This is a genomic window from Sphingobacterium athyrii, from assembly GCF_003071065.1.
Lineage (GTDB): Bacteria > Bacteroidota > Bacteroidia > Sphingobacteriales > Sphingobacteriaceae > Sphingobacterium > Sphingobacterium athyrii.
In genome coordinates this window covers 240,171-263,804 of the sequence record NZ_QCXX01000009.1, presented here as the reverse complement: position 1 = coordinate 263,804, position 23,634 = coordinate 240,171, and the positions used below count along the sequence as shown (strand labels likewise).

The following is a 23,634-nucleotide window of genomic DNA, read 5'->3' as shown; positions in this document are numbered from 1 at the left end:
CTATTTTTGCGCTGCGGCCAAAAAATCTTCCGTTCTGGATGGGCTTAGCAACTCCCAGAGTGAAGCGACGGTCCAGCCGGGCGCAAAAATATCGTTGTAAAATCCTTTTCCATTTTTACCATAATCCCAATTTGTATGTTGTACGACTTCTGGATAATAACCTACCTTAGCGATATTGAAAAGATGGTCCTTAACCGGCATCAACTGTAACATGGAGCTCTTAATCACACTCGAAAAAGCAGCGAGCCGCTGTTCCTTGGTTTCTTTGGCAAGCCAATCAAGAACAGCAGCGAATTCAAAGATGAAAACATCAATATGGTTGTTCTCTACGGAGACATTTCCCCAGCCGCGGGATTTAAAACCGACATCGCCCAGCATTTGTCCAGCGGCAAAAGGCACATCCCAGGTGTAGTACCAAGTGAGACAAAAGTAAGCTGCTTTCTTGCACTGCTCCAAATAATGTTGCCGCTCTTTTCCTTTACTTACCTGTGCCAAGTAATACATTGCTGTAGAAGCATATAATGAGGCTTCCTTATCTTCACAATTAGCATCCAAGGTGGACGAAAAGTAATCCGATTTAGATATGATTTCCCGCTCTAAATATCTTGCGGATTTTTGCGCCTGTTGAAGATATTCGCCCTGTTTAAAATAGACGGAAGCCATAACCAAAGGCACTGTCGCTGAAGGTGTACTACCACCGCTGCCATCCTTCACCTGCAGCTGATCGTCAAATTTACGTGGGAAACTTCCATCCGACTGCTGGAGCTTGGCGAAGTTGCTAAGCAATTTTTTAACGCGCTGTTCCCATTCAGGATGCTCTCTACTCCTTTTCTTTTCGTAACTGAGGTAGTTAAGTATCGCAAAGATCCCCTCTGACTGTCTCCGAATACTGAATTCTTGTGTTTCGCTGTTGTGTGTAAAATCAACAAACTCCCTGAAAAATCCATTTGCTGTAAATCCATGTTGCAGGTAGCTATCAAATATTGCTGTAGCGTTACGGACCAATGGAGTCTGTGCATGGGCTTCTCCATATTCAAGCGCATTGTATGCATTGAGCAACACACGTCCTACAAATCCGACTTCTGCAGATCCGGTATTTTTACAATCGTCTGTCCGCATATGTACTCCTGAATAATATTTTAGTTCTTTTTCACCGACATAACTCTCCTTAAAGAAATTTGCTAAAATATCTTTGGCTTGATCCGGAGTATAAGCAGTCGTAAACTTCGACGGCTTCTGTCTGTCGTAGGAATAAGTCCATACCTTGGATACAAAATCACCATAATTATCGGCTTTACCTTCGTTGATCTCCCAGGAAAGCTGTCTTGTTTCACCTTTTTCAAGTTTTTCAAAGGTAACAACCTCGGGAGCTAAGGTCAATTTTCGGAGATAAGTCTTAGGTGCTTCGTGATAAGGAAAGCCAAATACCAAAGCTGAGGCTCCATCCACATTTTTAAATCCAGTAAATCCAAGATCAGTTTTACCACTTAAAATCACCTCTCCACCTTGATGTGTGGTCAAGGCATCCTGGTTTATTTTATCTAATCGAATAACAGTATAATAAGTATGGGATGCCGCATTGAAAACGCCGGTCAAAGGTGTACTAAGGCGATCTTCCCTTACCTGCCAGCTATCGCTGGATTTAAAAGAAGGGGCTTCCTGCGGTGAACGCAAATTTTTATGGTACCAAAAACCCGGCATCAGAAACTCGCTTTCGGCATGTGTATATTTTTTAATTTTAAATGTCTTTTCAAAATTAAAGTACACACGTTCTTTGGCGGTCAAAACTACCTTTACAATAGTTTTTCCCTCATTTTTGACGACAGTCTGCGTCACGTCAACAGGCATGGTCTCCGTGGATTCCAGTGTCTGCCCACCTTTGTCAAGTAATTCAAAACGTTTGGCCGGATTGCCGGGCGACTTTAATAGGATCGCCTGGCTCATCTCCTGCGCCCTCAAGGCATATGCGTTTGCGGCTAGTAATAAGGAAATTAAAAAGTGTTTTTTCATTCGAATGATTGTTTTTGAGTACCCATTTCTGGCTATATACATTTTGCTGGTTTATTTTCTTTTTATTTTCGGACGGATAATTTCGCTGGATATCTTCATGAGGGGAACCGCATCCGTTGTCCAACTAACATCTGCAATATACATGGCCCGTGGATGGATACTATCTTTGTTGTGATGCGCATGGAAGACGATTTTGAGCTTCCCTTCCTTATCCAGAAAAAGTGCATTATGGCCGACACCGACTAAATCCGCAGGCAGCTGCAGAATTGGGTTGCCAGCATATTTTGTCCATGGCCCCGTGGGGGAACTTGCCGTGGCCAAGCCAATACCGTAACGCTGACTTTCGTAACTATTTGCCGAATAGGTCATGTAATATAGGTTATTATGTTTAATGACAAACGGACCTTCATTAACCAGTCCCCACACTTTTTCCCATTCCTGTGATACCACGATATGCTGTTTCAGGGTGTTATCATTGATCGTTTTCAGGTCAGCAGCAAGTTGCGCCGACCACACGGCCGACCCATTATTAAAACGGACAAAATAGAGATAGGCTGTGCCATCATTGTCGATAAACAGGCTATTGTCGATGGCCTTTTCACTTGCTAGCATGGGTGTTTTTGGCTCTTGAAGAAAGGGTCCCAACGGGGAATCTGACGTCGCAACACAAATATGTTCATTAGCGCTGTAATACATATAAAACTTCTTTTTATCCTTGATATAGTAGATTTCTGGCGCCCAGAACCAACGTCCACCCCAGGAATCCTCACCTTTCAATGCCAGTGTATTGGATTTGCTCCAATAACGAAGATCATCCGAAGTATACACTTCGATACCATTTTCGGCATTTGTCCCGTAAGCGTAATAGGTGCCTTCATATAAAAGAATAAATGGATCGCCCAATGGCACGGCTGGTTCAAATAAAAAATCACTCTTTTCGGATTTTGAGCAGCTGAAACTATAAAGTGAAAATAGCAACAGTAAACAGATATAAATTAGTTTTTTCATTCCTATAAAGTTTATACGGCCTAGCCATTAATAATTTGGGTTTTGCTTTACATTTGGATTATTGTTGACCTCATCTGAGGGAATCGGTAGCGAACGATGTTTCCCTAGGGTAAAATTATTAAAATCGGCATCCCTTTGTTTCAATTCGGCAAGTCCTTCTTGTGAATCTACCAACCCCCAACGTTTTAGATCTGCCCAGCGATGTCCTTCTGTAGCCAGTTCCAATACCCTTTCGGTCTGCAATCTTTTCAGGAATGCGGTTTTATCGGTAGTTGCACCGGGGTAATTTAAAGCTAATTTTGGCATATTTACACGTTCACGTACACGGTCGACAAGCGCGACAGCCTCCGTCAGTGAACCATTTGAGGCTGCAATGCATTCTGCGTACATTAACAACACGTCGGAAAAACGAATTAACCGCACATTTGTTGGATTGTAATAGTCATCAAAATCACGGAAGTAATCAGACCCATATTTTCTAAAAAAGACACGTCCCGGCCAGTTACTCCACTGGGCCGCATCACTTGTCAATCGATAGATTTTGTTATTATTCGGAAAGTCGTCCTGCATACCATTATAAAATGCCGTATACCGCAACCGTATATCAAATCCATTGGCCATATTCTTTTCTTTCTTAAATGCATCAACTAACCAGGGCCGAAGTTCACCATCTGTCCAACCAATGCCCGGAGGGGCAAAAAATTGTCCACGGTTCAAGCCTAGGTTGGGGCCCACGTCTAAATCACCATCGCCCGCCGGGGAGGGATTGGCGTCTGAATATTGGATCTCAAAAACAGATTCCACATTATTCTCTTTCGCTTTATCGAAATTATCAAAATAATTGGCTGTCAAATTATAATAGCCCTTTCCGGCGCCTGTTACCAGCCAAGCCAAATCTGACTTTGCTTCATTCCATTGATGTAGTTGCATATATGATTTTGCCCGAAAAGCCAATGCCGCGCCCTTAGTTGCCCTTCCTTTTTCGGAACTGCCCCATACTTCGGGCAATAAGCTTGCTGCTTTACTAAAGTCTGCGATTGCCTGCGCATAAACATCCGCTTCGGTATGGCCTTCCGGTTGAATTCCCGGGGTTGAAGGCTCCAATACAATTGGAAGGCTGGGATTGGTACCACCCCATAATAGCGCAAGGTAGTAGTAATATAGTCCCCGCAAGAAATAGGCTTGTCCAAGAATCGGTCCTTGATCAGATGGATTGGCAAATGTAATATCTGGGGTATAATGCAGCACTTGATTTGCCCGGAAAATAGCCTCGTAGCAATCGCGATAGGTCCAGGCATTTCCTTCCCAGAAGTTGTAGTTATTGTACCGAAACTGTGTCCATTCTTTAAGTTCGGCCCAGGGACTTTGACTAAATCCTTCATCTGAGGTAAGATCCAAACGAAACCACATCCAGCGGCTAAAGGTACCCGGTTTATAGAACATATTGTACACTGCGTTGACCCCACGTACTGCATCCTGTTCGGTTTTCCAATAGGTCTTAACAGTAATGGTATTGGGATTTTCCACATCCACTTTGCAGGCTTGCATCAGGCTCGCCGCCAATAAAATATAGAGTAGCTTTTTCATTGCGTTCAAAAATTAGGTTTAAAAAGTAATTTGGGCTCCGAAAGTGAAACCTTTGGCATTTGGAAATGCGCCACCATCATAGCTTCGATCCCAAATATTGCCATTCAAAAATTCGGGATCCAGCCCACGATAGGAGGTAAAGGTGATCAGGTTCTGTGCATTAACATAAAACCGAACCTGCTTCAAGGTCTTTCCTAACAACGTACGCGGCAGGTTATACCCTAAAGCGAGCTGCCTGACCTTAACATAATTTCCATTCTCCAACCATCGGTCTTGATCGCCGCGAACATTTCGGGAATCCGCATAAATAGGACGCGGGTCTTTGGCATTGGGATTTTCTGGAGTCCAAGGATCATAATCGGCACGGTAGTTTGAATTGTCGTCAAAACGGTCGTACGCACTGCGTGGCCCATTAAAGGATTTGAAGCCAAATGCTCCTGTCAATTGTACCTGAAAATCGAAACCTTTGTACTCTAGGCCTAGATTCATCCCCAATTGATATAATGGTATGCTTCGTCCTAAATACTGCCGATCGGCATCTGTAATCTGTCCATCATCGTTAAAGTCAATATATTTAACATCACCTGGTTTGGCATTCGGCTGAATCAGTTGTCCTTGGCTATTTTTATAGGCCTGTACTTCTTCGTCTGAACGGAAAAGACCATCCGTTTTGATCAGATACCAGTTACCGATGGAGCTACCAACTTTGGATTTTGTATCCCATTGCGTAAACTCCTTTTTGTCATATCCTAATTTGAGGATCTTATTCTTGATATAGGATGCATTGACGCCGATCTGATAACCAAATTCACCAATATTATCACGCCATTGCGTTGCAAGTTCGATACCTGTATTGCGTAGGGAGGCAGCATTCACATAAGGATTTCCGCCGTTGTTGCCTGTAGCCATCAAGATTTGCATCGGTGTCAATACATCTTTGGTTTCTTTGATAAAATAATCCAGGGATAGATTGAGCTTATGGGAGAATAGCTGGGCATCAAATCCGGCATTCAACTGCGCGACCTTCTCCCATTTGAGATCGGCATTGGCCAGTTTAACTTGGGTCATCCCGTTTTGAACGGTCTGATCAATTCCAAAAGCGACCTGCGGAAATACATTGATGAAAGAAACCCAGTCCCAAACACCTATATTGGAAGTACCCAAAACACCATAATTGGCGCGCAACTTTAAATCATTGATCCAAGGTACCTGAAAAAAATCTTCTTTACTTATACGCCAGCCTGCGGAGACAGATGGAAAATAGCCCACCCGATAATCTGGATTAAACTTGGATGATTCGTCCCGGCGCATGGTAAAACTAAACAGATACTTATCATCATAGGCATAATTAACCCGGCCAAAGAGAGAAAATAATTTTTCGAGATCTTGATAATTGCCAGTCTTTGGGTTGTCCAGTGCAGCATCCAAGTTGGTAAAATAGTTTTTTCCCGACATGAGCACATTATTTTTCGTTCCCCAAAGCTGTTCATAATTGGAGGTTTGATAACTGATACCCGCAACGGCAGAGACATCATGTTTGTCAAACTTTTTCGCATATTCTAAGGTATTATCATACACCAACCCACGGTATTGTGCCTGGTTTTTATTTAAGGAGGAAGGATCATAAGGTTGGTTGTAGGTCCAGAAACCTTCTTTTCGAAGATACATGTGACGATCATTACTCAGGTCAAAGCCAAAATTAAAACGGTATTTGAATGACTTGAACAATTCCAATTCGGTAAATACATTTCCTCTGGTGCGCAGATTGCCATTTTCCGTTTGCTCAAAATCCTCTTTGGCGAAAGGATTGGTTCCAAAGGTGACATCCCGATTCCCATCACCAATACCATATCCTCCTTTGGCGGCGTTATTTTCATCGTAGATTGGAATGGTTGGCAGCATACGATAGACATCGACTATGGGATTGGTATTGAGTTCATGTACATTAAAATTACTCAGCACGATATTTTCGCCGATACTTAATTTGACATGTTCTCCAAAATTGCGTGAAGTAGACATATTGGAGCGTAGCGTAAAACGTTTACTGGATGTTCCGATCGTCGTCCCTGTGTTGGCCTGATAATTACCCGAAATATAATAACGGCTTTCTTTGCTTCCACCTGAGAAAGCAATCTGTTGATCCTGCAGCCAGCCTGTTTTAAATACCTCTTCCTGCCAATCAGTATTGCCCTCGAAATGGTTGGCCGATTGCCTATTGCCATTGCTAAATGCCAGATCATTCAAACTTAGCCATAGATTTCGGTCGGCTAAATTGTAACGTGGCAGCCATTGTGCGGTGGCCCGGGAGGAAAGTTCGATTTTCATCTGCCCCTCTTTACCCTGTTTGGTTGTTATGATGATAACACCATTCCCGGCCCTAGAACCATAGATCGCAGCAGCGGAGGCATCTTTCAGTACCTGGATACTCTCAATATCATTGAAATTAAAATCCCGGTTTGCTCCCGATACAACCCCGTCGACGACATATAAAGGAGTGCTTGACCCAAATGTCCCGGTACCACGGATCTCAACCTTACCCTCTGCTCCCGGATTGCCTGCCGTGCGTACACTGAGCCCGGGTAATGTCGCCAAAGCATCCCCTACAGTCCCTGTTACCGTGGTGTTTTTCATCTCCTTCGGGTTAAAGACAGAAACGGCGCCCGTCAGATCCGATTTTTTGATCGTCTGATACCCAATCACAACGACTTCTTCCAGGTCTTTATTTTCTTCCTGAAGCGTGATATCTAAAGTTGATTCACCGTTAAATAAAATTGTTTTGGAATGAAAACCAATCAAAGAGAAGATCAGCTCCTGCCCGCTACTGGCAGCAATTGTATAACGGCCATTTTCGTCCGTCGTCTTTGCGGTTCCTGATGCTTTTATGGTAACGGTTACACCCGGCAACGGCCGTCCCGTTTCATTCAATACCCTCCCTTGAAGGTTACTCGTTTGTGACTTTACTGCAAAGGATAGCAAGCACAAGAAAAGAATGAAAAATTTTCCCTTCATAATTTGATTTATTAGCGTATAAAACTGGTTATTTATAAAAAGGCAAAGACAAGAACCCATGGCCGGGTTTTAGCTTTAAACCTGTTTCAAATGTAACAGGCGTTACAGAAACAAAATAGCAGATATGATCCAAAAAATGGTAAAAATAAGTCATTCCCGTTTTTTGACCAGTTTATACATCTTTTAACCGATAATGACCATTTATCGGTTATCAGCCATATCAACAGAATCATTTATTAGTTTTATTTTAGTTGGTATGAAAGGGGTTCTCATTTTTGGTATTGTTTTTTTGTATCTGGTCTGTTCGGTCACCTGCCAAGCACAACGTTATTCAAATTTTCATTTTAGAAAATTGCAGGTGGAAGATGGCCTTTCCGAAAACACGATCTATTGCATTGTCCAGGACAGGCAAGGATTTATGTGGTTCGGAACGAAAGATGGATTGAATCGCTACGATGGGAATAGCTTCAAAAATTACCATTACCAACCGGAAAAGAAACAGTCATTAGGAAATAATTTTGTCCGAAGTATAGCTGAAAAATCGCCGAGCCACTTGTATATCGGAACTGACGACGGTTTGTATATCATGGACAAGATTACAGCAGCCTTTCAAAAGATTGAGCTTAGCATAAGCGGCAAAGGAACGTTTAACTCAGCTATTAACGCCCTTCATGTCGATCGGCAAGGAAGTCTTTGGATTGCAACCATGTCCCAGGGCATCTGGAAATATAACCCAAGTACAACTAAAATTACGCAGCTACAACTCAAGGGAGCCAGATTGGGGCAGAATGCGACCTGGGCTATCCTACAGGATCGTTCCGGTGTTATTTGGGCAGCCACACGTCTGGGGCTCCTTCGCTTCAACAATCAGCAGGCACATTTTGATATCGTCGGCCCGCTTTTCAGCGAAGTTGGAGATCCTCAATTTGAAATTCTTTCCATGTGGGAAGACCCTAAAGGTGACCTATGGTTAGGTACCTGGTCGCAGGGCCTGCTTCGTTACAACAAACAATCAAACGAATTCAGTCGCTTTCTAAATAATACCAGCCATCCCTATGTCACGCATATCCGTGCCCTGCGAGAATTTCGCGAAAACCAGCTTCTTGTTGGTTCAGATGACGGACTCTTCCTGTTTCACACTGAAACGGGGACGTCCGAAAGATTAGACATTCCTTATTATAAACACGGTCTAAGTGACCAGAATGTTTATTCCATCGCGAGAGATCGCGAAAATGCCATCTGGATCGGCACTTATTTTGGTGGTATAAATTATCTCAATACCGCATTACTTTCTGTGGAGACCTTTTTCCCGGATATTCTCCCCGGATTTCTGTCCGGAAAAGCTGTCAGCCAATTTTGTGAAGATACTAAGGGGAACCTTTGGATCGCAACGGAAGATGGAGGCATCAACTACTACGACAAAAAAAAGAAACAAATTTCGCAACCGATAAAAGCTTCTTATCATAATACCCATGCCCTGCTTCTGGATGGCGATCATCTTTGGATCGGCACTTTTTCCCGCGGGCTTGATCGTTACAATCTGGCAACTGGTCAACGTCAAAATTTCAGACATGATGCCAACAATACGGAAACAATTAACGATGATTGCATCTTTTCGCTGTTTAAAACAAAAAAAGGGGATCTTCTGATAGGAACACCGGCCGGGCTCAGTCGATATGATCAGCAAAAAAAGAAATTTGTCCGTATCCCTGAAGTCACCCAGTTTATCTATGACATCAAAGAAGATGATGAGGGCAATATCTGGCTCGCCTCGTACCAATCAGGCCCCATAAAATTTGACCTCCGTAAGCAAGCTTGGGTTCATTATAGTTTGATCCGGCCAAATGATCCCATTTCTTCAAGTAAACTAACCAGTATTTATGTTGATAGCCAACATCGGTTATTATTTTCAAGTGAGGGAAAAGGAATATTCATTTATGATAAGACGAAAGATAGCTTTCGCAATATCGGGCAAGCGCAAGGCTTGCCAAACAATGTGATTTACGGCATACTCGATGATGCCCTGGGCAACCTTTGGCTCAGCAGCAACAAAGGCATTATCTGTTTTCATCCTGACAATCCCAAAAATTACAAACTCTATACAACGGAGAACGGATTCTCAACGAACCAGTTTAATTTCAAAGCATCTTTCAAAGCCAGCGATGGTCGGTTTTATTTTGGCGGGATCAACGGATTTACAAGCTTCTATCCCGATGAAATTAGCGCAGTCAAAAATCAAGCTGTACCAAATGTTTTCATTACACAGATACAATTACTGAACAAGCATAATCCCAACTTAGAAAAAGACATTCAGATTCAATTGAACAAGAACGAAAAGATTGTACTAACCCACCAATTTTCTTCATTCAATATCTCCTTTGTAAGCTTGAGCTTTGCATCCCCCTCCAAGAATCAATATGCCTATAAACTGGAGGGAGCTGATGATGAGTGGACTTCAGCGGGTAACACCAAAAGTGTAAGTTACGTCAATCTTTCGCCGGGAACATATGTTTTCCATATAAAGGCATCCAATAATGACGGTTTATGGAATGAAAAAGGTGCGGCGGTGCAAATTGAAATACTACCGCCGCTGTGGCTCTCCTTGCCAGCCAAAATAACGTATGCACTCCTATTCGTTGCATTGTGCTATGTCTGTTTACGATATTATATCATGGCGAACAAACGTAAGCAAGCTCGCGATTTAATGGCCTTCCAGTCTGAACAGGAACAGAAATCCTTCCGATCAAAAATTGACTTTTTCACTAACATTGCGCATGAGATCCGTACACCTTTGAGCCTGATTACAGCACCCTTGGAAGAAATAATACTACAAGAAAACGAAGATAAAGAAACCATGCACAATCTCCGGATCATAGAGAAAAATTGTGAACGGCTTACCGTGTTGATTAATCAGTTACTTGATTTTCGCAAAATGGATGGGAATGGACCGCCACTAAGCCCTGAATCTGTAAATTTGAAAAATTTGCTAGAAGATCTCTACGATAGGTTCAGAAAATCAGTACACCGCAACCGGGTCCGTTTCGATCTATCAATTCCCCAGGATCAAGACCTGATTATTGAAACCGATCTGGATGCTGTGATGAAAATTGTGAGTAACCTACTGACCAATGCGACGAAATTCGCACATTCCTATATTTTGATCAACCTGAAAAGAAACTCGGACAAATCTTTTACGATTACAGTCTCGGATGACGGTCCAGGAATACCGGATGACTTTAAAAAGCTTGTATTTGATCCCTTTTACCAGCTTAGCACAAATAAAGACCGCAGTGGAACTGGCATCGGACTATCCTTGGTCAAACATCTGACGAACCGGCTGGGTGCTGAGATAAAAATTGAAGATATGCTGCCCCGAGGTGCTAAGTTTATTTTCACAATCAGGAGCATGCAACTCGCCCATGAAGCTACAGGTCCGATAATTGAGGAACAGCCGATTCCACTTGACAGGCCGGAATACAATCTCACCCAGATTTTAGTGGTTGACGATAATCCGGACATTACGGCTTTTATTAGCCATTCGTTAGCCGTATCGTATCATATTGATATTGCTGATAGTGGGTCAAAAGCCCTGACCATGTTAGACAATAAAGTTTATCATCTTGTGATCTCCGATATCATGATGCCAGAGATTGACGGAATTACATTTGTAAAGCGTTTAAAAAATGACATTAATTATTCGCATATACCTGTTATTCTTCTATCTGCCAAAATACAAAATGCAACGAAAGTTGAAGGATTACTTTCCGGCGCCGACGTATTTATTGAAAAGCCTTTTTCGATGACCTTTCTAAAAGCACAAATCAGCAGCTTACTACAAAACCGGAAATATTTATTGGAGAATTTCCATGCTTCACCATTATCTTCTTATTCTTCTTTGGCCACAAATGCCCATGATGATGCATTCTTAACACAGCTCAACGCTGAAATCGAAAAACATCTTTCAGACGAACAATTCAATGTAGAATCACTGGTGGATATATTTAAAATCAGCCGTTCTAATTTTCAACGAAAATTGAAAGCGATTAGCGGAACTTCCCCTGGCGACTATGTACGAAATTACAGGCTAAAACGTGCCTGCACGTTACTGATTGAATCGGATTATCGCATTAACGAAGTGGCATTTCTTGTGGGATTTAGCTCGGCATCCTATTTCACAAAAGCATTCATAAAAGCATTCAATTTGACGCCAAAAGAATTTATTCAACAATCGCGTTTACAAGCTAGGTAAAACATAGGCCGCTAATAAAACAATAGTTGGATAAATTCAAAGCACATTAAGGCCCCACAAAAAGTGTTTAACCCAAGTTGTCGAAGATTACTTCGAATAAGCTGTTTTTGGATATAATTTCCTGAACGCATTATACACCCCCTGATGGATAACGGTTGAATGTAATTCATCGGGCATATAGTCAAAAATAACCTCTATCTTTTTATGGTTGCTCAGAATATTGTAAAACGCCGCGGCATCACGATACATTCTAAGATCTTCATCCTTATTGGGAACTCCGAGGTAAACCCGCACGTTTTTTCTTAGGTTAGCGTTTAATAGCCTTTCGGTATTTTTCAAAAGCTCCTGTTGCCCCCACCATAAACTCGGACTAATAATAATGTAATTATCAAAAAGATCAGGCAGTTTAAGCAGGAGCTCTGCCGAGAAAAGGCCTGCCAAAGACTCACCGATTACGGTTCTTTGTGTTTTTGTCTTATAGTTTTTACCAATGTAAGGCAGTAATTCATCTTTAAGAAACGTAATATATTTTTGCGATCCACCATAGGCTGGAAAGCTAGCTTTTTGAAATCCTTCTTTCTCCAAGAAGTCAATATCAGGAACTGCGAATGTAAAATCACGTCTACGGGTATTGCCCTCAATTCCCACAACAATACTATTGGGAAACCGCGCTATCCAAGGTTGTGTATCAAAACGAACGATCCCCGCAATATGAAAAAAATCTTCATCCATACCACCATCGAGGACATACACAACCGGATAGGTCATCGTATCGTTTTCCGCATAATTATCCGGAAGGTAAATATTGATCTTTCGGTCCTCATTTAAAATATTTGAATGTAGAGTAGTGGATTTACCGATGGTCAAATCACGGTCTTTGGTCTGTCCAATAGCGCAATAATGACAGATGAGTAAGGTTAAAAAAAATAAAATTGTACGCTTCATTTCAAATGTTATATTATAAATAAGCCCGATTCCATGCAGTAGATCTCCTTGACAAAAAAACATGGCAATGGCCTATAATAACTTCGAAAGTAAGTTTAAAAATCAATAAAATACAATTTTAATATTTATTTCCTGTTGTCGTTATAGATCATATCAAGCTATCCCCACAGCGCAATTATTACACGATCCGTTCACATTCATACCCCCAGTCAAACATTTGCTTCATAACTCTACTGGCGTCTATCTCCGACTGAGAAGACTCTATTCTTAAAATATTTTCATCATCATCAAGATCAAAGTTAATTTTATATGCGGAGAACAACCCCAGAAGCGTCGTGACGATTTGTTGTGCTTCCCTGTATTTGCAGACATTCGTTTTAAATATTTCAACCCTTTTCATTGTATTATATTTCACTAAATTCTATCGCTCGCAAATAACTTGCTTAGCCTTTCAAATTCCTTTCAATCACTGTTTTCACGTAAGTGAACATCCTGTTGATCTGTCTTTCAGATCTTTACTATTTATTCTTTAATACCTGCTGTAAATCTGTTGGATACCTCGGCCCATCTGTAGATACTGAATCCGTACGATAGACTTGTAAAACATTATGAAAAACTTCGTTATCTTTCTTTTCCCCGGTATTTGAAAACAACGCTATAATTGCTACAAATAACAAGAGAATCAATGCATTAAAAAGATGTGCCATACCTGTAGAAGCTAAATTATTAATACCTAATTTCCAAAAAGAGAGCAAGTTCTCCCAGACACTTTCGGTGAAAGGCACATTTAGCTCGGTAAACGAACTCTTTTTCCCTTTTAACAACATGATGCTTTTCTTTATTTAGTCATTCGTATCGAATAAAATCTACTGCATATTTTGTCCAAAAGGAAGAGGCAACACTTCTGATCCCAGAAGCCAACGGCATAAAATGAAGTGCAAATCGTACAAACAGAAAAAAGGTACTGTTTTAAATTCCAAATATTTAGACAAAAAAGTATTTTTGTATTCTAAAGAAGTTCAGCTTCTGAACTATCTAGTGTAGTCTCGGTTTTCGGATCGGGACTACTTACTTTATAATTTTCTATAAACACGGTATCATTTTTCCAAAGTGTATACATTAAGATTAATAATTTTCTCTGTACGGCAACCTGTCCGACCATTTTTGACGGCTTTTTCTGGATGATTCTCGTGTAAGCTTCCTTTAGCACAGAATTATGCCTACAAGCTACCATAGCCGGAAAATACAGCGCATTCCTGATATACCTGTTCCCCTTTTTCGAGATCCTGGTTTTTCCTTTTACAGATGTCCCAGATTCCCGCTGAACAACATCGTATCCAGCATAGCTGACAAGTTGTTTGGCGCTACCGAACTGTTCAAACCCCATTGTTTCGGCAAGAATGGTAACCATGGTGATCATTCCAATCCCCTTTATTGTTGCAAGCTTCTCTATTTTTTTATGGAGCCCCAGGTCTGACTTTACCAGCCTGTTGATTTCCCCGATGCATCTGCCAATCTCCTTATCTATCTCAGAAATAAGTTTTTTATTGCTTTTTAGTATAAAGATCTGGATAGCATGCGAACAGTCCTTACTATGTTTGATGTTACCTAATGCCGTTTTCTGCTCCTGTAGCTGGACATGGTATCTGGTCAGATTTCTCAGCTGCAATAAGACTGGTGGAGGAGGACTCCATGCTTTATGGATCCTTTCTACACCGAATTGACTCAGGATCCGTGCATCAACAGCATCCGTTTTGGTCTTGATATTGAGGCTCGAAAAATAGTGCTTTGACGTATTGGGAAGAACAACATGAACCCTTTTCTTAATCTTATGCAGATGGTGGGCAAGGTTCTCATAATACACACCGGTAGCCTCCATCAAAAAAACAAGTGCTGCATCTTTCGCAATGACTCCTTTGGCCCAACGCAGAAACTGGTTGAACCCTTTGCTATCATTACTGAAATCCACTGTCTTGGAGAACACTAATTCTCCATCATCTGAACACTGACACAGACATGCTGTGAATGTCGCTTTTGAGATATCTATCCCAATGCATTGTTTACTAATAGCCATAGTCAAGAATTTAAATCGTATCGACTTAATCCTCCTTCGTCTATCCTTTTGTTTTATCCAGGCTCGAAATAGCGGCCTTAAGTACTGTTCAGACTCCTGAGAATAAAATCGTGTGGACAATTCCTTTTTTACGGTATAACGATCTGTTTACCTAGCCACATCTCGTCTCACACGAACAGCCAATACATTTTGTATAACAACAATATAATGACCTTTTCTAATTTCTCAGTAAAAATAAAAGCCACATTAGAAAAAATGTGGCTTCGTTAGTATATTGATTTAAATGGCTTCTTAAGAAAACTGTTCTGTTAATATGCGTGGGTTTTCTGATCTGATCGCCACCACAGCAAACTGCCCGGCGTTACCTTCTATTTGTCGCTGTGCATCTTTGGATAATGCACCCAGCGCAAATTGTCGTCTCCATACTTCGACCCCATTGGTAAACGCTAAGGGAAGTTTCTTGGCAAATTCTCCGGGGTTGGCAAAATCGATCTTAAATAGTTCTAAAAGGTCTCTTTCTATTTTATCATCGGTATTTCCGGGGATAGCGAAAATTTTTTCGGCAATTGTATCTATAAACACTCCGTCATGCCTCTTTTCACCAGTACTATAAATACAATAGTAAATATTTTGCATATCATTTCCATAAACCTTCTTTGCAATACAGACAGGTGCTATCTGCGTTTCCTGAGAAAGCTTTTTACCTGCAGAACGATTAATGACCGCAACCAAAATAAAACAGACAACAACAATCGCAGACAACAAAGTAATAACACCGATACCAATCGTTTCGATCAATCCTCCAAAAATCGCCAATGCCAGAAAACAGAGCAAGCCTATACCGATCACAAATGGTACATAAACGACTTTATTCCTTCCAAACGCTGAACTTTTTACATACTTCTCGATAATTGTGCTGTCGTGCTCAAATTTGCTAAGTTGCGCTGTATCCATTATATTGGTTTTTAGATGTACTACTATACTACTTTTACACTTATCTTGAGACAAATGTATACAATACCATTTCTACGATCACTTTACATTTACAATTCGCAGCAGTTGATTTAATATTCGTTTAAATAAAAATAAAATATGAATAGCACCTTCATCAGGTTTCGGCAAAAGCCACAAACTAATTTAAAATAGAAAAATTAAACACAAATGTGTAATTTTTAAATAAACAAAAACATTTACATATTTTATAAGCATATTTGTTTATATAACTAATAAATTAAAAAATGCTTCTAAAAAATTGGACACTACTTTTATTCGTATTTGGACTGGGCTTAATTTCAAGTTGCACAAAAGATCCTGTGATCAAACCAGAAATAGAGCCGCCCACGCCAATAGACACAACGAAGGTTATTGTTCCCAAACCTAAGGACTCAGTCTTTGAACGCAAATCAGTGAGTTTTATGGTCAAAGAGCACTTTGTAGATGAAACAGTGGATCAACAACTCTTTTTAGGGAGCCTTTGGAACCTTAAGGACACAACAAAGGGTTTGCATTTGGAAAACATTCAGTCCAAAGCAAAAAACTTTCCTATTTATGTCATGGCGAATTCAGCAAAAGAGGAAATTGGCCATTTTTTACCGTCCTATGTGAACATATTGAATTATGCTAATTTATTCAAGAACACTAACCTCTCGGGATCATTAGAAATGAATTCAAGAGATTTTTCAGATTATGCTGAGATACAATTATATATCCCTCGAAATAGGGATATTGAAAAAGTGCTCAATCTTGTCAGGCATAGTGATTCGACAACGGTCCAAAAGACTCACAGTACTTTCAGACACACATTGGTGAGGAGATTAACCTTGGATACCGATCAAGTTGATTATTTCTCAAATTACGGGGAGTCAGACCTGAATAATCTCAAGAAATTGGGTTATTCACCCTATTTTATTCTATCCGTCAATTATGGCTATCAACTGGTCATCGCAGCGGAAGGCGATTTCACAAGACCTGACATGAATAGAGCTATTGATAAATTGTTAGAAGGAAATTCATTGGATAATATGGATGAGCAAGTTCTCAGTGCAACAAAACTACTTGTATACTATCGAGATGGAAGTAGGGATACCTTTATTCGTCATGCTGTCAATTTTCAGGAGATCAAAAATACAATTTCAGCGTTAAACCTTCGAATGGAAAGCAATTCTGATAATTTCACTTACCCGCTTAGTTATCTTGCCATGCATATCACCACGGGCGAAATTTTGGGGTATACCAATACTTTTGATTTACAGGTAAAGAAAACAAGTAAATAGGGAATGTATTTCAGTTTATCAATCTCCTTGATAAAATCAATCTGTCTTAATAATTTCTCAGGTGTCATAGCTATTCTATTATCAGGTAAGCCATATACAAAATTAGTACATTTATAAGCTCCCTTAATTGCCAAATGGCAATTAAGGGATAGTTCTTCCAGTTGCAGATTTTATTGACATCCATAGGACAAACCCCAGCTCACAGATCAGTGTAGATTTATTAAATTTGATAAACATCAAATCCCATCTCGACGAATGAAGAAAATAGGATTTTTATCTTTTGGACATTGGTCCAAACATCCGGCTTACAGTACGCAGACAGCAAGTGACACCTTGCTTCAGTCCATCGATCTGGCCGTAGCAGCAGAAGAAATAGGCATAGACGGAGCCTACTTTCGAGTCCATCACTTTGCGAACCAGCTGGCATCTCCTTTTCCCTTACTGTCTGCCATTGGCGCCAAGACCCGTACGATTGAAATAGGTACCGGAGTAATTGATATGCGCTACGAAAACCCACTATACATGGTGGAAGATGCGGGAGCAGCAGATTTAATTTCGGAAGGTCGGTTACAATTAGGAATTAGTAGGGGTTCACCCGAACAGGTGATAGACGGTTGGCGCTATTTTGGTTACGAGCTCGTTGAAGGGGAAACTGATGCTGATATGGGACGCAGGAAGGCACTGGAATTTCTGGAAAAACTTAAAGGGAAAGGTTTTGCCGAGCCCAATCCTTACCCGATGTTCCCGAACCCTCCGGGCCTGCTCAGACTAGAGCCACACGCTGCGGGATTACGTGACCGCATCTGGTGGGGAGCGGCATCGAATGCTACAGCAGTATGGGCGGCTCACAACAGAATGCATTTACAAAGTTCGACATTGAAATATGATGAAAATGGAAAACCTTTTCATATACAACAGGCTGAACAGATACGTTTATATAAAGCAGCGTGGAAAGAGGCCGGGCATCCCGGAGAGCCTAGAGTTTCCGTGAGCCGGTCAATTTTTGCGTTGGTAGATGACTTAGACCAGTATTATTTTGGGCAGGAGTCGGATCGGGCCGATAAGATTGGCTTTATAGAAGCGGACAAACGTGCTATTTTTGGCCGCAGTTATGCCGCCGAGCCTGATCAACTTGTCAAAGAACTGGCTCAGGACGAGGCCATCCAAGAAGCAGACACCGTTCTCTTAACAATTCCAAACACCTTAGGTGTGGATTACAATGTCCATGTGCTTTCCGCTATTTTAGAACATGTCGCACCTGAATTAGGCTGGCGTTAGCGATCTCCTATAAATGATAAATAACATTCGTTACAAAACCAAAATCGCAGTAATTGGTGCTGGCCAAGCCGGTCTTTCTTCAGCTTACCATCTGAAGAAACTGGGATTGGAAATTAATCGTGACTTCATTATTCTGGATGAAGCCCCTTCCCCCGGCGGAGCCTGGCAGTTTCGATGGTCTTCGCTGACGCTAAGCACAGTAAACAAAATCCATGACTTGCCGGGCATGTCTTTTGAGGAAACATTGACAAACAAGGAGACTGAAGTACAGGCAAATATTGCTGTTCCAAATTACTTCGATCGCTATCAAAAGAGGTTTGGGTTACAGGTATATCGTCCAGTCAAAGTGGATCGGGTCTCCCTACATGGGCAACGTTTTCACATAGACACTGCGGAGACCCTATTTTCCGCGGAAGGCATTATCAATGCCACAGGTACCTGGGAGAACCCTTATATTCCATATTATCCCGGAGCAGATTTATTTCAAGGGGAACAATTGCATACAAAAGACTTCAAAACAACGGACTATTTTCGAAATAAACACGTTATCATTGTCGGCGGCGGAATATCGGCCATCCAGTTGCTGGATCAGATTTCAGCAGTGACAACCACAACGTGGGTCACCCGACGACCGCCTCTGTTCCGTGAAGGACCTTTTGATGATATGGCCGGTCACAATGCTGTGGCGATGGTCGAAGAACGGGTCAGACAGGGATTGCCGCCGTTGTCGGTCGTGTCGGTCACGGGCCTTCCCTATTCCACCGAAATTCAAGCGATGGAAAAACGAGGTGTACTCACGAGATTTCCTATGTTTAGCGAAATTACAGCGACTGGCGTAAAATGGGAAGACGGCCGAGAAGAAAGGGCTGATATTATCTTATGGAACACCGGATTTAAAAGTTCATTGAAACATTTGGACGCAGTATTACCTAAAGAAGAAAATGGGGGCATCTTAATGAACGGTCGCCTTGCGACAATGGTTGCTAAGGAGCCTCGAATTCATTTGGTTGGTTATGGTCCTTCGGCCTCCACGATCGGAGCCAACCGCGCGGGAAGCGCAGCAGCAAGGGAACTTGTAAAAACATTGAATCTTTTGTAGTGTTATTTTTGGTCAGCACCTAACCAGGATTACCAGATCAGTAAAAATCTCTTTATATTTAAGCCTATTTAAAATCTCATACAGAAACAGTTGTCACGATGGATATCCAAAATATTATTCCAGATCAATCCATTGCCTTGTTTGTCAAAAATATTCTCGTATTCGAAAACAAAGATACCCCAGAAACCGTCCTGCCGTTCTTTGCGGATGGATACCCCGGACTTCTATTCCATCAAACCGAAAATGGTTTAACCATACAGCCGCATGGAAAAAAAATGCCAACAATCTTTTTATATGGCCAAACGATCAAGCCCATCTCCATCCACGTGAACGGTCATTTTCAAATCATTATTTTTCAATTTTATCCATTTGTTTTACGAGCTTTTTGGGGAATCAATCCCCAAGATATCAATGACAGCTGCCATTATCTAACTAATGGGCCCAAAAATGATATCAATAAGATCATTTCAGAAATCCTATTGACCTCAGCTATGGAGGGAAAGATCAGGATTACCATAAACTTACTGCTCGATTATTTTGAACAGAAAAGGAACAAACTTGATTTCCAGGTAAGAGAAGTAATCCAATACATCATTGACAGCAGAGGGATAATTCCTATCAAAGAAATCGCTGAAAAAGAAAAGTTGAACATTCGAACACTCGAACGAAGATTTCTCAAAGAAACGGGGATCTCCGCGAAGCAATTTGCGAAAATAGTCCAATTTCAGTCTTCACTCAACCAACTGGAGACAAAAGATTTCAGCAAGATAAATGATATCGTTTATACGAATGGATACGCCGACCAATCACACTTTATCCGGGTATTCAAAGCCTTTACAGGAGTAACTCCTAACACGTTTGGCAAAATCTAGAATTGTCGTTTTTATTCTATTCTGAAAGCTTATTGATGCCGAATTTTACGTAGAGAAAACTAAAAAATCGTTATCTATTTAAATTCAAAAGCAATGAAACTACATGAAATCATTTTAGCAGCAACAGCAACTTGTTCTGCATTAATATCAGGCCTATTTTTCGCCTATACATTCTCTGTCAATCTAGGGCTTCATAAATTGAATGATAAGTCCTACTTGATGGCGATGCAAAACATCAACAGAGAAATCTTAAATCCTGTATTTTACAGCTGCTTTCTGGGAGCGCCATTGTTATTAATTGTTTCGTCAGTATTGTATTTTGACCTGTCATCGCCGAAATTTTATTTGATTTTGACCGCATGCTTAAGTTATATTATCGGTGTACTTATGATTACCGGCACCAAGAACGTTCCCCTAAACAACCAACTGGATTCGTTCGATATTTCAACAGCTTCATCGGATGCGATACATCGGATACGCCTTCTCATTGAAGATCCTTGGGTATTCTGGAACAATATACGAACCGTATTCTCCTTTATCACTTTAGTTTCTCTAATCATGAGCCTGATTTTTTTCAGGTCTAAAGATTAACAAAAAACACAGGATCCCGTTCAAATTACTCCACACCATTTTCTAAAAACCTGGGCGGACGGCCCAAGCTACCACAGGAAACTGATCCCGCCAAAAACAAAAAAAGCAAAAGAGCTTACGGATTTAAATTTATTCACAACGGATTTAAATCCAGCTATAAAAGGCCACAGATTCTATTGTACTTTTATGAAAAATAAGAACAAAAAAACGCGGATAAAATTATATTGAGTATAAACTAATCAAAATCAATAAAAACATAATTCTATGAAAATACAAAGAATAATTCCAGCCTTGTTACTTGCACCTCTGAGTTTAACATCCTTATTATCATGCAATGGTACATCAGTAGATACAATTAAGGCAATGGAATCCAACTACGACAACCATAACAAGACTATTGAGCTCATTGGTGAGTTCGACGCTCCATCCTTTACCTTTTCATCGGGTAAATCAAAGACAATGGCAATGAATTTTGTTGTAAAACCACATGCGATCAGCTCCGAAAAATTTACAGCATTCAGCGTGATACTACCGGTTGGAACAGAAAACAACAGTGTTCTATTTGAACTTCCGGCGGACCAAAAGAACTATACACTCAAAAATTTCCATGTGATTGATAAAAATGGGGAGAAAACCAATCTCGACACACATACTACGTTTAAAATGACCGGCACCGTACATTATAATGAATTAGAAAAGCCTGAAGCTGAGCGCGACAAAACTAATTTCAACTACAAGATAACGGACGTGACATTTGAAAAAGACTAAGGCACGATCCCGCAAATCCGATCAAACACATTATTAAAAAGAATAAAAATATGATAAGTATTCAACTTGGAAACAGTTTCTCATTTGGATGGATAATTATTGCAATTGCCTTGATCATGGCACTGGGAATTTACCTTGCATACAGAAAACAACAAGTGATTAAGGTAAAATACATCATCGCGGTAATCGTAATGTTGGTCGTAGGAATAAAATGGCTTTTTGAACATTAAATGTAGCGTGGTGTGACACCAGTCACTACCGCGCAAGCTAATCTCAACGACATTCGACATAAGTAAAAAACTTAAATAGTTGAATAGATTTATTTTTGTAAATTTAAATTTGAAAGTGCGCACGATCGACGCCGAATGTCAAAAGTCAGTTTACAATGAAGTTTATTTTCACTTTTAGTATTTTTTTATTTTTCTCCTGTGCCTATGCTCAGGAGCATTCCCAGTTTGTTCCTTTCAAATTCGAAGGTAAATTAGGTTTATTGAACGTTTCGGGAACGGAACTTATCCCTCCCGATGCTTTTGTGGACGGCCCCGGTAATTATGATGTGGTTGGAGATTTTCAAAGTTATATCATAGCGAAAAATGAAGGTGAAGACCAGGTCATTGATGCACGTTCTGGAGAAGAACAGTTTGTTGGACGTCTGGATCGAACATGTGGTCTTTTAAGAATCAACAAAGACAGTTATTATCACTTTAAAGTAAACGGAAATTCTGTTCTCTTAAATTCCGCAGGTTCGCCGATACAACTTACAACATCATACAAAAAAATCGAACCAAATCATGATTCCTGGGACAATGGAAGTGTGGATGACAAACAGTATCTCTGGGCGCTAAAAGATGATGAAACCTACGATGTTTTGGCCGCCAATGATGGTTTTACTCCAGTAAACTCCTTACCCAAATTTGAAAGCTTTGATCTCGTATACGGAATAAACGTAAATGCGCCTTTGACCCTGATCGGATTTGTGCTTGGAAGCAAAACCGCAATCCAACGTACTTTTGGTCAGAAATACGGTATACCCGAATCGAGTTACACCATTGAAGTTTACAATACCAGTTTTAAAAAGTTAGGCACTACGGTTTATGAGCATGAGGCAATTGCCAAACTATTCAACCAGAAAATTGAACTACGCGGCAGTATGATACCTCCTCCCGGTATGGCAAACCAAATACTTATTCCTCAAAACAGAACAATTGTACTGAACAATGAATTTAGTTTAATACCAGCAACAGACGATCCAGGACAACTGGTATTAGTTAACACCCAACAGGGAAATGCTCCCGTACTAGGAAATGATCACTTCGATTACCGGTATATCAGTACATCCAAAAATCTAGAAGCTCTTCTGCAAATCAGACATTCCGAAACCGGAACTTTCTTTTATTTTGATTTCGATGGGCTCTATTTTCCTAAGGGAGTTCCTTTAATCCCCAAAAAATACAGACAGTGGAACTGATTATCGGATAAGTATATGGTTACTCCTCACTCTCTGGATATAACAGCCTTTCACCGGAAGAAAAAAAGCTATTTGATATAAAGGCATTTATTCCCTATTTCAAAATATTCCACCTATCGTTGGCGGGCTCTTATTTGTTGATCTTCTGCTTCCTATTGTTTACCATTAGCCCCCATTGGGCCCAGATTTTTAGTGTTACTTACCCATTCTTAGCCTATATATATTTTATCTGGAAAGCGAACCGCTTTTTCAAAAGCAGAAATAGAAAACAATACAATCTATCACTTATTGTGATATGCTTACTTTTTATATTGCTTCTGGTAATTGTCTTTCAGTTTTTAAGAAACTGAACCCTCGAAAGTTTTTAATCCATTGGGATAAAATAAAGAGTATCAAAAACTAT

17 protein-coding genes and 1 pseudogene are annotated in these 23,634 nt (G+C 40.6%); 9 read left to right on the top strand and 9 right to left on the bottom strand.

The window, feature by feature from the left end:
- From DCO56_RS25950 to DCO56_RS25935, 4 genes are read right to left on the bottom strand one after another with little or no spacing between them, the layout of a single operon-like run.
- The gene (locus DCO56_RS25950; protein ID WP_108636664.1) at positions 1-2,010 is read right to left on the bottom strand and encodes a hypothetical protein; all 2,010 of its coding nucleotides are present in this window, start codon (positions 2,008-2,010) and stop codon (positions 1-3) included.
- A gap of 51 nt (positions 2,011-2,061) precedes the next feature.
- Positions 2,062-3,018 carry a glycoside hydrolase family 43 protein gene (locus DCO56_RS25945; protein ID WP_108636593.1) on the bottom strand — a complete coding sequence of 319 codons (957 nt, stop codon included), beginning with the start codon at positions 3,016-3,018 and terminating at the stop codon, positions 2,062-2,064.
- Positions 3,019-3,045: 27 nt separating this feature from the next.
- Complete coding sequence (locus DCO56_RS25940) at positions 3,046-4,605, bottom strand: RagB/SusD family nutrient uptake outer membrane protein (protein ID WP_108636592.1); 1,560 nt, start codon at positions 4,603-4,605, stop codon at positions 3,046-3,048.
- An 18-nt stretch (positions 4,606-4,623) separates the two neighbouring features.
- Entirely contained in the window at positions 4,624-7,614 is a 2,991-nt protein-coding gene (locus DCO56_RS25935; RefSeq protein WP_108636591.1) for a SusC/RagA family TonB-linked outer membrane protein, read from the bottom strand.
- Positions 7,615-7,870: 256 nt separating this feature from the next.
- On the opposite strand from DCO56_RS25935, the gene DCO56_RS25930 reads away from it, so the two are divergent.
- On the top strand, positions 7,871-11,863 hold the full coding sequence (locus tag DCO56_RS25930) for a hybrid sensor histidine kinase/response regulator transcription factor (protein ID WP_108636663.1): 3,993 nt from the start codon (positions 7,871-7,873) through the stop codon (positions 11,861-11,863).
- An 87-nt stretch (positions 11,864-11,950) separates the two neighbouring features.
- On the opposite strand, the gene DCO56_RS25925 is transcribed toward DCO56_RS25930, so the two are convergent.
- The 5 genes from DCO56_RS25925 to DCO56_RS25905 all read right to left on the bottom strand — a co-directional run bounded on the left by DCO56_RS25925 (position 11,951) and on the right by DCO56_RS25905 (position 15,836).
- Positions 11,951-12,808 carry an alpha/beta hydrolase gene (locus DCO56_RS25925; protein WP_108636662.1) on the bottom strand — a complete coding sequence of 286 codons (858 nt, stop codon included), beginning with the start codon at positions 12,806-12,808 and terminating at the stop codon, positions 11,951-11,953.
- A 178-nt stretch (positions 12,809-12,986) separates the two neighbouring features.
- The gene (locus DCO56_RS25920) at positions 12,987-13,208 is read right to left on the bottom strand and encodes a methyltransferase type 11 (protein WP_108636590.1); all 222 of its coding nucleotides are present in this window, start codon (positions 13,206-13,208) and stop codon (positions 12,987-12,989) included.
- Between the two features lie 118 nt (positions 13,209-13,326).
- Complete coding sequence (locus DCO56_RS25915; RefSeq protein WP_108636589.1) at positions 13,327-13,635, bottom strand: hypothetical protein; 309 nt, start codon at positions 13,633-13,635, stop codon at positions 13,327-13,329.
- 182 nt (positions 13,636-13,817) lie between these two features.
- Positions 13,818-14,882: an IS110 family RNA-guided transposase gene (locus tag DCO56_RS25910; RefSeq protein WP_108634995.1), complete on the bottom strand. Its 1,065-nt coding sequence runs from the start codon at positions 14,880-14,882 to the stop codon at positions 13,818-13,820.
- A 291-nt stretch (positions 14,883-15,173) separates the two neighbouring features.
- On the bottom strand, positions 15,174-15,836 hold the full coding sequence (locus DCO56_RS25905; RefSeq protein WP_108636588.1) for a hypothetical protein: 663 nt from the start codon (positions 15,834-15,836) through the stop codon (positions 15,174-15,176).
- Positions 15,837-16,120: 284 nt separating this feature from the next.
- Between DCO56_RS25905 and DCO56_RS25900 the strand changes: the two genes are divergently transcribed.
- The 8 genes and pseudogenes from DCO56_RS25900 to DCO56_RS30130 all read left to right on the top strand — a co-directional run.
- Complete coding sequence (locus DCO56_RS25900; protein WP_108636587.1) at positions 16,121-17,155, top strand: hypothetical protein; 1,035 nt, start codon at positions 16,121-16,123, stop codon at positions 17,153-17,155.
- 255 nt (positions 17,156-17,410) lie between these two features.
- Positions 17,411-18,433, top strand: coding sequence for an LLM class flavin-dependent oxidoreductase (locus DCO56_RS25895; RefSeq protein ID WP_108636586.1), 1,023 nt, complete (start codon positions 17,411-17,413; stop codon positions 18,431-18,433).
- Positions 18,434-18,446: 13 nt separating this feature from the next.
- Complete coding sequence (locus tag DCO56_RS25890; protein WP_108636585.1) at positions 18,447-19,532, top strand: NAD(P)-binding domain-containing protein; 1,086 nt, start codon at positions 18,447-18,449, stop codon at positions 19,530-19,532.
- Between the two features lie 98 nt (positions 19,533-19,630).
- The gene (locus tag DCO56_RS25885; RefSeq protein WP_108636584.1) at positions 19,631-20,404 is read left to right on the top strand and encodes a helix-turn-helix domain-containing protein; all 774 of its coding nucleotides are present in this window, start codon (positions 19,631-19,633) and stop codon (positions 20,402-20,404) included.
- A 93-nt stretch (positions 20,405-20,497) separates the two neighbouring features.
- Entirely contained in the window at positions 20,498-20,995 is a 498-nt protein-coding gene (locus tag DCO56_RS25880) for an anthrone oxygenase family protein (protein ID WP_108636583.1), read from the top strand.
- A 264-nt stretch (positions 20,996-21,259) separates the two neighbouring features.
- Entirely contained in the window at positions 21,260-21,763 is a 504-nt protein-coding gene (locus DCO56_RS25875; protein WP_108636582.1) for a hypothetical protein, read from the top strand.
- A gap of 385 nt (positions 21,764-22,148) precedes the next feature.
- On the top strand, positions 22,149-23,231 hold the full coding sequence (locus tag DCO56_RS25865; protein ID WP_108636580.1) for a hypothetical protein: 1,083 nt from the start codon (positions 22,149-22,151) through the stop codon (positions 23,229-23,231).
- A gap of 32 nt (positions 23,232-23,263) precedes the next feature.
- Positions 23,264-23,581, top strand: a pseudogene (locus tag DCO56_RS30130) (DUF3784 domain-containing protein); the annotation flags it as partial.
- Positions 23,582-23,634: the final 53 nt, after the last annotated feature.